This is a genomic window from Natronogracilivirga saccharolytica (genome assembly GCF_017921895.1).
GTDB lineage: Bacteria > Bacteroidota > Rhodothermia > Balneolales > Natronogracilivirgulaceae > Natronogracilivirga > Natronogracilivirga saccharolytica.
The window spans coordinates 301,749-316,809 of record NZ_JAFIDN010000001.1 but is presented as its reverse complement, the minus strand read 5'-3'; the positions used below and the strand labels follow the sequence as shown (position 1 = coordinate 316,809).

The 15,061-nt window shown below is 51.0% G+C and carries 16 protein-coding genes; 15 read left to right on the top strand and 1 reads right to left on the bottom strand.

All coding sequences use genetic code 11. The features are described from left to right. Window positions 1–31: 31 nt before the first annotated feature. From NATSA_RS01290 to NATSA_RS01235, 12 genes are all read left to right on the top strand, one after another. A complete protein-coding gene (locus NATSA_RS01290) occupies window positions 32–586 on the top strand; it encodes an NADH-quinone oxidoreductase subunit A (RefSeq protein ID WP_210509634.1) in 555 nt (184 codons plus the stop codon). 105 nt (window positions 587–691) lie between these two features. Further along, the gene (locus NATSA_RS15555) at window positions 692–1,318 is read left to right on the top strand and encodes an NADH-quinone oxidoreductase subunit B (RefSeq protein ID WP_210509632.1); all 627 of its coding nucleotides are present in this window, start codon (window positions 692–694) and stop codon (window positions 1,316–1,318) included. After that, on the top strand, window positions 1,318–1,803 hold the full coding sequence (locus NATSA_RS01280; RefSeq protein ID WP_210509630.1) for an NADH-quinone oxidoreductase subunit C: 486 nt from the start codon (window positions 1,318–1,320) through the stop codon (window positions 1,801–1,803). The genes NATSA_RS15555 and NATSA_RS01280 overlap by 1 nt, the downstream gene beginning before the upstream one ends. A 106-nt stretch (window positions 1,804–1,909) precedes the next feature. Then, window positions 1,910–3,010 (top strand): NADH-quinone oxidoreductase subunit D, encoded by a 1,101-nt coding sequence (locus NATSA_RS01275; RefSeq protein WP_246481598.1) that lies wholly within the window; start codon window positions 1,910–1,912, stop codon window positions 3,008–3,010. Window positions 3,011–3,052: 42 nt separating this feature from the next. Continuing rightward, window positions 3,053–4,087, top strand: a complete 1,035-nt coding sequence (gene nuoH, locus NATSA_RS01270; RefSeq protein WP_210509626.1) for an NADH-quinone oxidoreductase subunit NuoH — start codon at window positions 3,053–3,055, stop codon at window positions 4,085–4,087. 18 nt (window positions 4,088–4,105) lie between these two features. After that, the gene (locus tag NATSA_RS01265) at window positions 4,106–4,831 is read left to right on the top strand and encodes a NuoI/complex I 23 kDa subunit family protein (RefSeq protein ID WP_210509623.1); all 726 of its coding nucleotides are present in this window, start codon (window positions 4,106–4,108) and stop codon (window positions 4,829–4,831) included. Between the two features lie 113 nt (window positions 4,832–4,944). Next, entirely contained in the window at window positions 4,945–5,478 is a 534-nt protein-coding gene (locus NATSA_RS01260; protein ID WP_210509621.1) for an NADH-quinone oxidoreductase subunit J family protein, read from the top strand. A gap of 71 nt (window positions 5,479–5,549) precedes the next feature. After that, window positions 5,550–5,879 (top strand): NADH-quinone oxidoreductase subunit NuoK, encoded by a 330-nt coding sequence (gene nuoK / locus NATSA_RS01255; RefSeq protein ID WP_210509619.1) that lies wholly within the window; start codon window positions 5,550–5,552, stop codon window positions 5,877–5,879. Window positions 5,880–5,905: 26 nt separating this feature from the next. Then, a complete protein-coding gene (nuoL, locus tag NATSA_RS01250) occupies window positions 5,906–7,972 on the top strand; it encodes an NADH-quinone oxidoreductase subunit L (RefSeq protein WP_210509616.1) in 2,067 nt (688 codons plus the stop codon). 98 nt (window positions 7,973–8,070) lie between these two features. Further along, complete coding sequence (locus tag NATSA_RS01245; RefSeq protein ID WP_210509614.1) at window positions 8,071–9,654, top strand: complex I subunit 4 family protein; 1,584 nt, start codon at window positions 8,071–8,073, stop codon at window positions 9,652–9,654. A 54-nt stretch (window positions 9,655–9,708) separates the two neighbouring features. After that, window positions 9,709–11,202, top strand: a complete 1,494-nt coding sequence (locus NATSA_RS01240) for an NADH-quinone oxidoreductase subunit N (protein ID WP_210509612.1) — start codon at window positions 9,709–9,711, stop codon at window positions 11,200–11,202. 214 nt (window positions 11,203–11,416) lie between these two features. Further along, window positions 11,417–11,845: a hypothetical protein gene (locus NATSA_RS01235; protein WP_210509609.1), complete on the top strand. Its 429-nt coding sequence runs from the start codon at window positions 11,417–11,419 to the stop codon at window positions 11,843–11,845. A 34-nt stretch (window positions 11,846–11,879) separates the two neighbouring features. Here NATSA_RS01235 and NATSA_RS01230 read toward each other — a convergent pair whose 3' ends face one another. Beyond that, window positions 11,880–12,452: an FKBP-type peptidyl-prolyl cis-trans isomerase gene (locus NATSA_RS01230; RefSeq protein WP_210509607.1), complete on the bottom strand. Its 573-nt coding sequence runs from the start codon at window positions 12,450–12,452 to the stop codon at window positions 11,880–11,882. 238 nt (window positions 12,453–12,690) lie between these two features. Here NATSA_RS01230 and NATSA_RS01225 point away from each other — a divergent pair, with 238 nt between their 5' ends. From NATSA_RS01225 to NATSA_RS01215, 3 genes are all read left to right on the top strand, one after another. After that, the gene (locus NATSA_RS01225; protein ID WP_210509604.1) at window positions 12,691–13,365 is read left to right on the top strand and encodes a L,D-transpeptidase; all 675 of its coding nucleotides are present in this window, start codon (window positions 12,691–12,693) and stop codon (window positions 13,363–13,365) included. Between the two features lie 14 nt (window positions 13,366–13,379). Further along, complete coding sequence (locus NATSA_RS01220) at window positions 13,380–13,943, top strand: class I SAM-dependent methyltransferase (protein ID WP_210509602.1); 564 nt, start codon at window positions 13,380–13,382, stop codon at window positions 13,941–13,943. Between the two features lie 117 nt (window positions 13,944–14,060). Beyond that, complete coding sequence (locus NATSA_RS01215; RefSeq protein WP_210509599.1) at window positions 14,061–15,059, top strand: radical SAM protein; 999 nt, start codon at window positions 14,061–14,063, stop codon at window positions 15,057–15,059. Window positions 15,060–15,061: the final 2 nt, after the last annotated feature.

The following is a 15,061-nucleotide window of genomic DNA, read 5'->3' as shown; positions in this document are numbered from 1 at the left end:
TTATTTTTATTACATCTAAACACAGCTCATTATGCTTGCTGATTATGGGTTTGCGCTATTATTCATAACCATCGGCGCCGTTTTTGCAGGTATTACACTTTTGGTGGCCTGGCTTTTGCGACCTGACCGGCCCAGTCCCGAAAAGCTTACCACCTATGAGTGCGGCGAAGATCCCGTCGGATCGGCATGGATCCAGTATAATAACCGGTTTTATGTCATTGCGCTCATGTTCCTGATATTTGAAGTCGAGGTGGTCCTGCTGTTTCCCTGGGCGACGGTATTCCAGAGTATGGGCTGGTATGCGTTTTGGGCAATGGTTGTCTTTGTTTCACTGATTTTTGTCGGGTTTCTGTATGAACTCGGAAAGGGTGACTTGGAATGGGACAAGCCGCAGCCCGTAGTTCCGCGTTATGTGGATGGTGTCGGAGTGGTTACCCCTGACTGGCAGGATCCTTCCCTGGCAGCCGGTGCCAATGGTCACACCAATGGAAACGGCGCCCCTGTTGCAGCGGAAGCGGCACCTTCTTCTGAAAGCGATGCTGCCGGAACGGAGTCTGACGCAAATAAAACAGAACCTCCGAAGTGAATGTAACGCAATGAGCATTTCATCTGCATCGTGTAGTAAAAAAGCAGTCAATTCCGGATGCATCCGGTAATTTGTAATCAGAATCAATGTCCACCAATTTTACTTATGGGTCTTCTCGATAAAAAATACCAGGACAGCAATATTATCATTGTGTCTCTGGAAAAGGCACTCAACTGGGCCAGGAAATCTTCGATTTGGTATATGCAGTTCGGACTCGCATGCTGTGCTATTGAGATGATGGCCACGGCTGCATCGCGCTATGACTTCGACCGGTTCGGGATTATTCCGCGTTCCTCACCACGCCAGGCTGACGTGATGATTGTGGCCGGGACGGTGACGCTGAAAATGGCAACCCGGATCAAGCGCCTGTACGAGCAGATGGCGGAACCCCGCTACGTCATTAGCATGGGTTCCTGTTCCAACTGCGGCGGCCCCTACTGGGAGCATGGCTATCATGTGCTGAAAGGCGTGGACCGTGTTGTTCCGGTGGATGTTTATGTGCCGGGCTGTCCGCCGCGCCCGGAAGCACTACTCCAGGGATTTCTGCATTTGCATAACAAAATTATGAATGAGAGCCTGGTCGAAGGTGTCGATCCCACCAAGCCTGTTGTGGTTGATGACAAGGGAGGTGAGGATATCGCTCTCAAAAATGTGGATGAAACCGATGAGCACAAAAAGGCTCAAATCGAATTCCCGCAGCAGGACGTACAGCGCAAGGAGAAGGGGGCATAATGAAAACAACGGAAGAGATATATAACATACTTGTTGAGCAGTTCGGTGAAGAAGGGCTGGAACTCAGGCCCGATGAGGTGGTGGCCCCGGTCATCGTGGTGGCGCCAGAAAATATCCAGAAAGTTGCAAAATATCTTCGGGACGGAGAGGATCTGCTGTTCGATTACATGATGTGTCTGAGCGGGGTTCACTACCAGAAAGAGGAGCAACTCGCCGTGACCTATCATCTCAACTCCACCTCGCTGAAGCACAAGGTGATACTGAAGGTCATCATGCCGCAGGATGATGCCCGAGTGCCGACAGTGGAACAGGTTTGGAAAACAGCCGACTGGCATGAGCGCGAAGCCTTTGACATGTTCGGCATTCAGTTTGAAGGTCACCCCGATCACCGCCGGATTCTTTGTCCGGATGACTGGGAAGGACATCCCCTCCGAAAGGACTACAAAGTCCAGGAGTTTTACCGTGGAATGAAAGTAGAGTATTAAGTAACCGATTTGTCCGGAGTAACAGATGACAACAGTGAAACAAAAAGCGCCCGAAGTCAGTCTTTCCCCGCCGGTCGAGGCCGGAAACGGTTTGAAGACCCAGGAGATGGTGGTAAATATGGGGCCCCAGCACCCGTCAACGCACGGAGTGCTTCGGGTTGAACTGACGCTTGACGGCGAAATTGTCGTAGCGGCGAAACCGCATATCGGCTATCTCCACCGATGCTTTGAGAAGCACAGCGAGGAGATGAATGACTATACCAAAGTCATTCCCTACGTTGACCGCATGGACTATGTGGCCGCTATGAACAACGAGCACGGCTTTGCCGTAGCCATGGAGCGGATGATGGATATTCAGGTCAACGACCGGGTAGAATATATTCGCATAATCATGGCCGAACTGCAGCGCATTGCCAGTCACCTTCTTGCCCTTGGAACCTTTGGCCTCGACATCGGTGCATTCACACCATTTCTGCACTGCTTCATCCATCGTGAAAAAATCCTGGACATTTTTGAAAAAGCCAGCGGCGCCCGGCTGCTCTACAATTATATCTGGGTTGGCGGGCTGATGAACGATGTTCCCCCGGACTTCAAGAAAGATACACATGAGTTTGTAAAGTACTTCCGGCCACAGATCAAGGAACTCAACGATCTGCTGTCCTACAATAAGATTTTTGTCGACCGGACGGCAAATGTCGGAGTGCTTCCCGGAAAGGTTGCCATTAATTACGGTGTCTCCGGACCAAGCCTGCGCGGTTCAGGAGTAAAGTGGGATCTCCGCCGTGACGATCCGTACTCCATCTATGACCGTTTTGATTTTGATGTCATTGTCGGTGACGGCAGCATGGGCACTCTTGGCGACTGCTGGGACCGCTACATGGTCCGGGTCTGGGAGATGGAGGAGAGCCTGAAAATTATCGAGCAGGCGCTGGATCAGATGCCTGATGAAGGCGATGTGCATGAGTCCCTGCCCAAAAAGATCCGTCCGCCTGCAGGAGAAATTTATGACCGGACCGAAACCCCGCGCGGTGAACTTGGCTATTATATCATAAGCGATAAAAAAAGCTCGCCGTACCGGATCAAGGCCCGCGCGCCAAGTTTTGTAAATTTAAGTGTTGTTCCCGCCATTTCGATCGGAGCCATGGTGGCTGATATGGTGGCGATTATTGGAAGTGTTGATATTGTACTCGGCGAGGTAGACCGTTAGCCCGGCTGACGGGGTCATCGCCCATTAATTTATTTCATAACTATGCTGGAATATCTGGAAACCATATTTCCTTCAGAAGCCCTGGCCATACTGGCCTTTTCCTTTATCCCGTTGACGATCATCCTGATCTATGCGCTTTTTGCCATATGGCTTGAAAGGAAAGTTTCGGCCCATATGCAGGGGCGGCTGGGACCGATGCGGGTCGGAGGCTGGCACGGCTGGGCTCAGACCATCGCCGATTTGCTCAAAATGATTCAAAAGGAAGATATCGTGCCGGCCAATGCCGACCGGTTTCTTTTCAAAATGGCACCATTCATTGCGTTTGCCGCATCCTACGGTGCTTTTGTTGCCATTCCGCTGAGCAGCGAGTTTCTGGGCAGCCATTTCGATGTCGGCATATTCTATATTATCGCTATTACCTCAATTCTGTCGCTCAGTATCATCATGGCCGGATGGGCATCCAACAACAAATGGTCGCTTCTGGGGGCCATGCGGACCGCGGCGCAGACCGTGAGCTACGAAGTTCCGGTAATTGCTACCATATTGTCAGTGATTACAGTAACCGGCACGCTGAATCTTATGGAAGTGACGGAGCTGCAGTCAGGCAATGCCTTTCTCGGTTTTCTTCCCAACTGGATGATCTTCCACAGTCCGTTCATGGTGATCGCATTTGTGCTCTTTTTTATCGCCATGCTGGCCGAGGCGCACCGGGTGCCGTTTGACCTGCCGGAATCAGAATCCGAGCTTGTGGGCGGCTACCAGACCGAATACTCCGGTATGCGCTGGGGCATTTTCATGCTTACCGAGTATGCCGATATGCTGCTGCTTTCTCTGGTGGCTGCAACGCTCTTTTTTGGCGGCTGGAACAGCCCGTTCGGCTCATTCATGGACGGTCCGGTATGGGGCGCCTTCTGGATGCTGCTGAAGGGCATGATTTTTGTTTTCATAATGATGTGGCTGCGGTGGACACTCCCCCGGCTTCGCGTGGACCAGCTGATGAATCTGTGCTGGAAATACCTGATCCCTCTTTCTTTTGTGAATCTTGTTCTGATTGCACTCTGGGAGATGATTTTTTAAACCCAAAGCGGTAAGACTATGCTTTCATTCTTTCAAGAAACCTATCATACTTTCAAAACCATCTTCACCGGTATGGGCGTTACCTGGCGGCATCTTTTCCGCCCGGCCGTAACCGTTCAGTATCCCGAAGAGCGCGATGTGCTCCCGGAAAGAGTGCGGATGAAGCTGGATGTCAACATCGATGACTGCATCGGCTGCCGGCTGTGTGAGCGCGCCTGTCCCGTTGACTGTATCGAAATCGGAACCATCAAGTCCACTGACGACGACGATCTGGGCGAGACTTCAACCGGCCACAAAAAGAAATTGTGGGTCAACCAGTTCGATATCGACTTGGCCAAGTGCTGCTATTGTGAACTCTGTGTGCATCCGTGTCCCACTGACTGCATATTCATGGTTCCGGATTATGAATATTCGGTTTATGACCGTGACAACCTTCTCTTCTCCTTTTCCGACATGACACCGGAGCAAATTGAGGAAGCTCAGGCGAAACTCGAGAAGGAAGAGGAGGAGAAGCGGCGCAAGAAAGAGGAGGCCCGTCTGGCCAAGAAGAAAAAGGCCGAAGAAAAGAAAGAGGGCGGATCAGAAGACGACGGAGGATCAAAAGCTTCCGCCGGTGCCGGAAAAAGTGACGCATCAACGAATGCCGATGCCGATGCCGCCAAGGAAGCACGACGGGCTGAAAGGGAGGCTCGGCGCGCAGCCCGTAAAGCTGAAAGAGAAGCAAAGAAGAAATCGGACAGTTAGCAGAAACCGCGCTTGAACAGCTCCGCCGGTGCGGAGCCGGAATCATTTTTTCGACATCATTGAACATCACTTATTAGACTTTACAATTTGAACTTTACTGGTATGGTAACATTATGGATCTGTTTGCTTTAGCTTTTTATCTGTTTGCGATCCTGATCATAGGCAGTGCAGCGGTGATGGTATTTACCAAAAACATTGTGCATGCGGCTTTTGCACTTATGTTTACCTTCGCCGGACTGGCCGTGTTTTATGCCCTTCTTTATGCAGGTTTTGTGGCTGTTACACAGCTGCTGGTTTATGTGGGAGGAATTCTGGTCCTGATACTTTTCGGGGTTATGCTCACAACAAAAGGGTATTTCGAAAAGGTAAAAACCCGGACCGTCAATCTGGTGCCGGCAACCATTTTTTCAGCTGTTGTGGCTGCCATTCTGATTATGGTCTTCCTGTCGACCAGCTGGGTGCTGGTGCCGCTGGAAGCGGATGAGGTGTCCATGACAGCACTGGGTGAGCTGCTTCTGACGGATTTCATGCTGCCCTTTCAGGTCGCCGGTGTCCTGCTCCTGCTGGCCATTATCGGCGCTGTGCTGATGTCCGCCAGAACCCGCACTCCGAAAGTGCCGGATCAAAAACAGCAAGAGACATCCTGAGACCGGTACCATGAATATTAAAAAAACGGTACAACTGAAATTGAAACCATTCACATTCAACATTATAGGTTATGGTATTACCTGAATGGCTGGCAGAGCCCGGACTCAATCATTTCCTGGTCGTGAGTGCCATCCTGTTTTCGCTGGGATTGCTGGCTGTGATATCCCGCAGAAACATCATTATGATCCTGATGGGGATCGAGCTGATTCTCAACTCGGCAAATCTCAACATCGTGGCCTTCAGCCGGTATGGTATGCTGGATCTTGACGGGCACATGATTGCCCTGTTTGTGATCATTATTGCCGCGGCCGAAGCGGCCGTTGCCCTGGCCATTGTACTGAATATATACAACCGGTTCGGGTCTGTGGATGTCGAACATATCACCGAGCTTAAGGAGTAGAACAACATCTCTTCAACCAGATTATTATGGGATTGGAAAACTTGATACTGCTGTCACTTATTACACTTTTTCTTCCGCTGGCCGGATTTGTGCTGCTGATTTTTTTCGGGAAGCGGATGCCCAGGGAGGGCGACTGGCTGGCCACTGCGACAGTGACCGCCGCTTTTCTGGCATCACTGGTTATCATGTTTGCAAAACTGGCAACGCCTGAAACAGTGACCGCCGGCTGGAACTGGGCAACGTTCGGAGGTATTCCCGGCGTCGGAGAAGTGACCGTCGAGCTGGGCATACTGATCGACAACCTGTCGGCAATCATGCTTGTCGTGGTTACCCTCATCAGTATGCTGGTACACTTTTTCTCGATGGGCTACCTCGAAGGCGATGTGCGTTACTCCCGGTACTTTGCCTACCTCGGCTTGTTTACGTTTTCTATGCTGGGCATCGTGCTTACCCACAACCTTCTGATGATGTACATTTTCTGGGAGCTGGTAGGCGTGAGCTCATATCTGCTGATCGGACACTGGTATGAGAAGAAATCGGCATCCAATGCCGCGATCAAGGCGTTCGTAGTAAACAGGGTCGGTGACGCCGGCATGTTCATCGGTATCATGATCATCTTCGTCCACTTTTCGACATTCTCGTTTGATGCCATTTTCAGTGCCGTTTCAGCCGGCAACCTGCCCTTTGAAAGCCAGGCATGGCTGACAGCCGTCGGTGTGCTGATTTTCTGCGGTGCCATTGGCAAATCCGCCCAGTTCCCGCTTCACGTCTGGTTGCCCGATGCCATGGAGGGTCCGACCCCTGTCAGCGCCCTGATCCATGCCGCCACGATGGTGGCCGCCGGTGTGTTTCTCGTTGCCCGGCTTTTCCCGCTGTTCACGGCGGACGCCCTTCTGGTCATTGCTTACATCGGAGCCCTTACGGCACTCATTGCAGCCACCATCGCCATCACGCAGTATGATATAAAAAAGGTGCTCGCCTGGTCTACCATCAGCCAGCTTGGCTACATGATACTCGCCCTGGGTGTGGGCGCCTACGCAGCAGGGTTCATGCACCTTGTCACACATGCTGCATTCAAGGCCGGACTTTTTCTCGGTTCCGGGGCCGTTATCTATGCGATGCACGCCGCCCTGCACAAGCAGCACGATCATCAAACCGATGCCCAGGATGTGCGGAATATGGGAGGGTTGCGATCCAGAATGCCGCTGACCTACTGGACGTTCCTCATATTCACGCTGGCCATTTCCGGCATTCCGCTGACATCCGGCTTTTTGAGCAAGGATGAAATCCTGGCCGGTACACTTGCATTCAGCACGCTGAACGGACACTACCTGCTGCCGCTCATAGCGTTTGCCGTCGCCGGTATGACGGCATTCTACATGTTCCGGCTTCTGATTCTCACATTCCACGGCAAACCGGCTGATGAGGAGCGCCTGACGCTCGTACGCGAAGTTCCCGGAGTCATGGGCATTCCGCTTGTCATCCTTGCGGCATTATCGGTATTCATTTTTTACAGCTTCAATCCGTTCGGAGCTTCATCCGGCTGGCTCTTCCAGGCGCTGGAACGGCCGGCAAGCGTTGTCCCCGAAGCACTCGCACCGGCAACCTGGCCGGTCCTTTACGAAGCCATCAGCCGGGTGCATACCCTCGTCATGATTCTGTCAATCGTCATAGCCGTTGGCGGACTTGCATTTGCATGGATGGTGTATGAAAAGCGATCCGTCAGCGCCGACAAAATGGCGTCAGCCATGGGGTGGCTCTATCACGGGTCCCGCAAAAAATGGTACTTTGACGAGATGTATGAAGCCGTATTTGTCAACGGCACTCTGGGTCTGACCCGCATTTCAAACTGGTTTGACATGAATATCGTCGACGGTATTGTCAACGGTGCAGGATCAGTGACCAGAAGCGTTTCGAAAATCAGCGGCTGGATTGACAACACCTTTGTCGACGGTCTGGTGAACTTCCTGGCGAATTTCACCGGAGCCATTGGAATGAGGCTCAGAAAGATACAAACAGGCAGCATCCAGAATTACCTGGTCTTCGCTGTATTCGGATTCCTGATCATAACCATTTTAATACTGGCCATCTGAGGCGAACAGTTCGCCCGGCCTCCGCAACCGGCGGTTAATCCGGCACAAAATTTCACAAATATTCCGGCAGCAAAATCATAAACAGATAAAGTAACGGTATGGAATTTACAATATTCGGCATCGGTATTCTCACATGGATCGTCTTCCTTCCCATTGTCGGGATGCTCATCGTTCTGCTCATCCCGAATGAACAAAAAAATGCCATGCGATGGACGGCAGCGGCAGTAACCGGGATCCAGCTTGTGCTGGCTGTCGTGCTGCTTGGTCTTTTCGACCGCGAAGCCCTCGGCATCAACGATCCGGGCAGCTTTCAGTTTGTCGAACAATTCGAATGGATCATTGTCGAAGCCGTGCCCTGGGTCGGGAAGATCGAGATCATGTACTTCCTGGGTATAGACGGTCTGAGTGTGCTGATGGTGCTTCTGACGGCGCTCATCAGTGTCATCGGGGTCATATCCTCGTGGACGATCCAGGAGAAGGTAAAGGGCTACTTTGCGCTCTATTTGCTGCTGGTAACCGGTATGATGGGCGTTTTTGTTGCGCTCGATTTCTTCCTGTTCTTCATTTTCTGGGAAGTCATGCTGCTGCCCATGTATTTCCTCATCGGTATCTGGGGCGGACCCAGGCGCGAATATGCGGCAATCAAGTTTTTCGTCTATACCTTTCTGGGCGGGGTGCTGATGCTGCTGGTCATGCTGGCGCTCTACTTCAGTGTGGCCTATACCAACGACGCCGGTGACCAGGTGCACACCTTCAACCTGCTGCACATGATGAACTCCGCGAATTTTGTTGAAGGGTCCATTCTGTACGGGATGGATACGACCTGGCGCTATGTTGCCTGGATTGCGCTGTTCATCAGTTTTGCGATCAAGGTACCGCTGTTCCCGTTCCATACCTGGCTTCCAGATGCGCACGTGGAAGCGCCAACCCCGATCAGTGTCATCCTGGCCGGTGTCCTCCTTAAGCTGGGGACCTATGGCATGCTGCGGATCATGTATCCCATCCTGCCGGACGGCACCGTCTACTTCATGTACCTGATGGCGGTACTCGGCATGATCAGCATCATCTACGGTGCGCTTTGCGCGATGGCCCAGGACGACTTCAAAAAACTGATCGCCTATTCATCCATCAGTCACATGGGTATTGTGATGCTTGGAATGGCCTCACTCACCAATCAGGGAACCGTGGGCGCAGTACTGCAGATGTTCAACCACGGAACCATTACCGCCATGCTCTTTCTCATCGTCGGCGTACTTTATGACCGGACGCACAAGCGCGGGGTTTACGATTTTGGAGGCATAGCCAACCAGATGCCGAAATATACCGGAATTGCCATGGTCGCCATGTTTGCGGCGCTGGGACTGCCCGGACTCAGCGGGTTTGTCAGCGAGCTCTTCTCGTTCCTCGGCGCTTTCGATGCCTTCAAGTGGATAACCATCATTTCGGTGATCGGGATTGTCCTGACCGCCGCCTACATTCTCTGGACGGTGCAGCGGGTCTTCCTCGGCGAGCTGGATGACAAGCACAAAACCCTTACCGATCTCACAGGCAGGGAAATGCTGATGTTTATTCCGCTTGTGATTATCGTCATTTTCCTCGGTGTCTATCCCGGTCCGGCCATCGAGTTCATGAACGCATCGCTGAGTCATCTGGTGGAATTTGTGAATGTTGCAGGCAGGTAACGACAACCACGAACTAATTTGTAACTGCAGGATTTTCTGATAATCTGACAAGGTATGGCTGAACACATTATTGAAAGTATTTTCCGGTTCCTTCCCGAGATTGCGCTGACGATTACGCTGATTGCGGCAATTGTGGCGGATCTTATTCTGAAGGAGCGAAACAGAAACGTGGCCTGGGTGGTGCTGGCCGGACTGGTGGTGACAGGGGCACTGGTGTTGGGTCAGGCCGGATGGAATGTTTCCATTTTCAGCGACACAGTGGCCGTGGATCCGTTCGCGGTATTCTTCAAGGCCGTGTTGCTGATAGCCGGACTCTTTATCGTTCTTTTCTCGGTCAAAAGCCGCGAACTCGATCACAACAGCACCCGCATCGGCGAATACTACATGCTAATTACCGGTGTCATTTTCGGGATGTTCCTGATGGTGGGAGCGACCAATCTGCTGCTGATGTATCTGGCTTTTGAGCTGACAAGTATCAGCTCCTATGTCCTGGCCGGATTCACCAAAACGCTCCGGAAATCGGCTGAAGCGTCGATGAAATACATCATCTTCGGATCGGTTTCGTCGGGTTTTCTGATTTACGGCATTTCGCTTCTGATTGGTGTGACCGGTGCGGTTGATATTTACGGTATTCGTGAAGCTTTGATGGACGGGGTGGAACAGACGGCGGCCCTGTATCTTGCGGTCATCATGATCATTCTTGGGTTCAGCTACAAGATTACGGCGGTACCGTTTCATTTCTGGGCGCCCGATGTGTATCAGGGAGCTCCGGTAACCATTACGACGTTTCTGGCAACCGCTTCAAAGGTGGCAGGGTTTGCCATGATGATCCGTTTCTTCCGTGTGGCCTTTGTTGATTCGGGAACCCTGACTACCCCCGGCTTTGAAGGGATTGCCGCTGTTATGCCCTGGAATGTTGTAATTGCCGTTATGGCTGCGCTGACCATGCTCATTGCCAATCTCATGGCATTGTGGCAGGAGAATATCAAAAGACTGCTGGCCTACTCAAGCATCGGCCACGCCGGATTTATCCTCATGGGTCTTGCTCTGCTGAGTGACGAAGGCATCAGTGCCATGATGATCTATCTTGCGATCTATCTGTTCATGAATATGGGTGCCTTCTTTGTGGTCATGCTGGTTGCAGATAAAATTGATACCGAGCAGATCAGTGATTATGAGGGGCTGGGCCAGCGTGCACCGTTTCTCAGTGTGGCGATGACCATTTTTATGGTGGCGCTTGCCGGATTTCCGCCCACTGCCGGCTTCATTGCCAAGGTCTACATTTTCGGTGCTACCATAAGTGCGGGATGGATCTGGCTGGTTGCTGTTGCCGGTCTGGCTACCATTATTTCACTCTTCTATTATATCCGTGTAGTCCGGAATATGTTTCTCGTGGATCCGTCAGATGAGACTTCCGGTCCGCTGACATTTGACCGCAGCTCTGTCGCAATACTGATTTTACTGCTTATTCCGGTGCTGTTTCTTGGCGTCTATTTCACGCCGATTGTTACCTGGGCGAAAAACGCGGTTACCATGTTCGGGGTGTGACGATCCGTTGTAACAGCAGGCTGAAGCATGTCGTGTGGTATCTTTGAGGCAGTGATCTGAAACGTAGATTTAGTCCAAATACCGTTTTTTTGTCATTTTAACTGGACAATGATATCCAAAAACTGTTCATTGCGTTATGTGGTGATCATTTTTGCACCGCATCTGCGTTTATATTATTGAAATCATTTAGCTTCACATACAACGGGATACTATTATGTCACATGCTAATTCTCATCAGGCTAACGACGGATTCAGCAAGCCATATGAATTGAAACAGATTCTGGATCAGGCAGAAATCGACTACGGCCGGTCTCAGGAAGAGCTTTACCGCCCGTCACACGATGTTGTTCTGTATTCAGCCTGCTTTTTTGCCCGCCGTGCACTCCATCATTACCTTTACTATTATTACAAGAAGTACAACGGTCCCGACTCAGAAAAATCTCCTCATGAGCTGACGGTTATGGAAATGGCCGAGTATTGCAAGCAGTTTGACAAGCGAATTGCCAGCATCGATTTCGAGGGCATGCACTGCAGCAAGTCGGATGTGCTTGAAGACGAAGAGGTTTTTTTCTGCAACGATGTTGACAAAGTCAACAGCTGCAAAAGCCTCGCGGAACAGATGCGCACTCTGGTATTCGATTGATCATCATGTGGCTGAAGCGGCAGGGCGGTGATGATTACGCTTCGGTATGATCATCATTGTTATCGTTATTGCCGTTTTCCTCATCACCGTTATTATCGTCACCATTGTCATTATCATCACCGTTTTCTTCCTCTTCTTCTTCGGTAATGATTTCGATCAGCTCCACTTCGAAAATGAGCGTGGCGCCGGGATGAATCCCGCTGCCGGGAGGCGGGAACTCTCCGTATGCAAGGAAATCAGGCAGGACCAGCTCAAATATATCACCTTCCTGCATAAGCATCAGACCTTCAGAAAATCCGGTGATGAGGTCATTGACAAAGAAACGGGCAGGCTCATCCCGGTCATGTGAGCTGTCGATCACATCGCCGTCAACAAGGGTTGCCGTGTAATGTACTCTGACCTCGGACGACTGCTCCGGGGAATCACCATCACCGGTCTCCAGGACACGATACATCAGTCCGCTGTCGGTGATCGTCACATCATCCCGATCGGCATAATCTTCAAGGTAGGCAATGTCATCAGCGTTGTCAAAATCCTGGGTCTCATCTTCAATGCAGGCTGAAAGCACCAGCAGAGCGGAGATGACCAGAAACCGGGGTAATTTCATCAGTTGAGCTGTAAAAAAGTGTATATTATCGTTTGGCAACTATTTCCTTTGATAAGGATCAAAGAAATATACTAAAAAAACGAAAAAAGCCTTATTGTGGTATGAGATGAGATTTTTCATGTCCGTTATTCTACCATCCGTCAGAATAAGTATGAAAAAATGTTTGAACTCACTTAACGTCGGCAAACAGCGCTGTTTTATTTCATATTTCGCAGTTTTCTTCAGTTTTATCATCCTTGTGTTATCAGATCCGGCCTCCGGAAATGCTCCGTTGCCCGGTGACAGCCTGAAAAATACCGGGGTTCAGGGTGATCACTATTTCATTGCTGACGAAGCTGATTTTTTTCAGCGTATCGATTCAATGGCATCAATAGACTCTCTGATGATTTCCGATGTCCCTGAATTCTTGAAGGAACCCGTCATTCCTGTCCTGAAGGACATGCGGCTGGAGGTAAATATCCGTACCCGTGAACTTTACGTTTATGATGGCAGCGATCGAGTAGCGACCTACCCGGTGGCTGTGGGAAAGCCGGACTGGCCCACACGTACCGGAAACTGGAGCGTCTATGAGGTGGTGTGGAATCCGTGGTGGCATCCGCCGGATGAGGAATGGGCCTGGTATCGTGCCATCATGGCTCCGGGTGATCCCGATAATCCCCTCGGGCGTGCACAGTTGATATACGATGCGCCGAGATCTATACACGGAACCATTGATCCGTCATCAATAGGAAGGGCAGCATCACACGGCTCCATCAGAGTAACAAATGAGGTGGCTATGAAACTGGCAAGACAGATTATGGAATCTACGGGACTGCAGCATGATGAGGACTGGTACAGGGATGTGCAGCAAAACAGGAGCAAGAACGTGAGGATCAGATTGTCAGAACGGATTCCGATCAGGGTATATCAGTAATTGAACCAGTCATCATGAGCGCGTATAACCGTTTCCGGGAAAAACACTATCATACCGCACTGGCCTCACTGACCGGCCGTGTTCTTGAAATCGGTTTTGGCGACGGGACATCATTGCTGCGCTATGCGCAAGCTGATGAGGTCTTTGGCCTGGAAAAAAAACGCAAAAAAATTCAGGCAGCCGGCTCGCTGCTTAAAAAGAATCACAGGGGTGATATCCGGCTGGTAGAAGGAGTGGCTGAGCAGCTTCCGTTTGAATCATGCCATTTTGATGCGGTGACCTGTTCTTTTACACTATGCTCGGTAAATTCCCGGGAACAGACGGTCTCGGAAATACTCCGGGTACTCAAGCCCGGCGGCAGACTGATATTGCTGGAACATACACTGTCACATAACGGCTTTTTCAGGATACTGCAAAAAGTGCTGGCCAGGCCACTGTCAAAAATATCCGGCAACTGCCATCTCGATAATGAGCCTCTTCGCGTTATTGATACTGAGAAGTTCCAAATTATTTCAACGGCCTACTTTCCCTTTTATCTGGAGCCGCCTCTGTTTATCGAAGCGGTAAAAAAAGGATAATTGGTTTTTATAGTCAATTTTAACGCAGAGTGAACGTTCAGGTGAGTACACCCGGGCTTATTAAAACCCGCATTTCACGAAGCATTGCATGCAAAATTTCAAAAAACAGTTACGGATATGTGGCTGTATAAAAAACAGGAGACTATTCCCGGCTATATTGGCGGGCAGCGTTGGATAATTCCGGAGAAAACGTTTGTCCCCGCATACCTGAAGCTGTATGAGCAGGACAGCAGCATATTTGAGGAGCGCAGGGAAAAAGCCCTGAAATTGCTTGAAGAGTGCATCGTTTGTCCGCGTGACTGCAGGGTGAACAGGCTGGAAGATGAACACGGCATTTGCCGGTCAGGGCGATACGCGAATGTCAGCAGCGCGTTTCCGCACCACGGGGAAGAGGCAGGGCTGCGAGGCCGGAACGGATCCGGAACCATATTCTTCTCGTTCTGCAATCTTAAGTGCGTTTTTTGCCAGAATCATGAACTCTCCTGGCAGGGGCAGGGGACGGAACTGGATGCCGGTCAGCTGGCCGGTCTCATGATTGACCTCCAGAACTCGGGGTGTCACAACATCAACTTTGTGACGCCTGAACATGTCGTGCCGCAGCTGATGGAAGCCATTCCGATCGCCGTGGAAAAGGGGCTTCGCGTACCTTTGGTGTATAATACCAGCGCCTATGACTCCATGCACTCCCTTGAACTGATGGATGGCATCATTGATATTTACATGCCTGATTTCAAATTCTGGGACAGGGAAAATGCCCGCAGATTCATGGCAGCCGAAGACTATCCGGACGTTGCCAGGGAAGCGGTCCGTGAGATGCACAGGCAGGTCGGGCCGCTCCGTTTCAGTGAAAAAGGCATTGCGCTTCGCGGACTGCTCATCCGCCATCTTGTTATGCCTGAGCAGACCGCCGGCTCAGATGAGATATTCCGGTTCCTTTCCAATGAAATATCCAAAGATACCTGGGTGAATATCATGGATCAGTATCGTCCCGACGGAATGGTGCTGCGGAAACCGGACAAGTATGCCGAAATCAGCCGGGGTATTTACAGATCAGAATATGACCGGGCTGTGCGGTCTGCACGAAGCCATGGCTTGTACCGGTTTGATAATAACTGATC